This is a genomic window from Bacillus sp. mrc49 (assembly GCF_002803435.1).
The window spans coordinates 1-1004 of record NZ_PHNG01000460.1; the positions used below are offsets into that span (position 1 = coordinate 1).

The following is a 1004-nucleotide window of genomic DNA, read 5'->3' on the forward strand; positions in this document are numbered from 1 at the left end:
AGGATTTTATGCGGTGCTGCAACCCTTATTAACCGATCCCCGATATAATGGCGTGCTCCACGCATTGCGGTGATTTGCAGGTCTTTCGTGAATTTATGATCCATCTCCCTATCCCTCGCGATTATTTGCCGCTCGATATCGGCAAGGACAAGCAAGTTCTCTTCCGTGAGCTTATTCATCCCCTCCACAAGTTCCGAGAGTGAATCCGCTATGACAAAATCCTCGCCCTTGTCCATGAAAGCCTGCACGGGAGACGATGCGCCAGGCAGGACCCGGGATAACACCTTCCGAATGCTTTTGCCTGTCAAATCGGGATTTTGCTCAGAGCCCGATAAAGCAAATTCTTTTTCGATGATCTTCTGCGTCAAAATGAACCATGAATAGTCGTACCCTGTCGCCATGATGGCATCAAGCGTCCCCAGCGTATCGAATCCCGGAAAATTCGGAGCTGGGAATCGCTGGCCCGTTGCATCAAGCCAAAGAGATGAAGGCCCGGGCAGGATACGGATTCCATGCTTTGCCCAAACGGGATCATGATTCTTGATACCTTCCGTATAGTGCCACATCCGGTCGCGATTGACGATTCTTCCGCCTGCCTTTTCCGTAATGGCAAGCATCCTCCCATCCACATGCTCAGGAACGCCGGAAATCATATTTTTCGGGGCTTCACCTAGTCGCGCAGGCCAATTCTTTCTTATCAATTCATGATTGGCCCCGATCCCGCCGCTTGTAACAAGCACAGCTTTAGCATGAAACGAAAAGTCACCGATCACTTCCCGGGAGCTTGCCTCGCCGCGAGCTGCCGAGCTCGGCACAAGCACCGATCCACCTACACCAATGACAGAATCGTCTTCCGTTAACAATTCATTCACACGATGGCGGGGGCGATAATCGACCAGACCTTTACCGATCGCATTACGGACCCGATCCTCGAACGGCTTTACGATTCCCGGGCCCGTTCCCCATACTATATGAAAACGCGGAACCGAGTTACCATGCCCTTC

The 1004-nt window shown here is 51.9% G+C and carries 1 protein-coding gene; it reads right to left on the minus strand.

Going from position 1 to position 1004, the window contains the following annotated elements:
* On the minus strand, positions 1-1004 hold a 1004-nt coding region (locus tag CVN76_RS03595; protein ID WP_100530328.1), incomplete at both ends, for an FAD-binding dehydrogenase.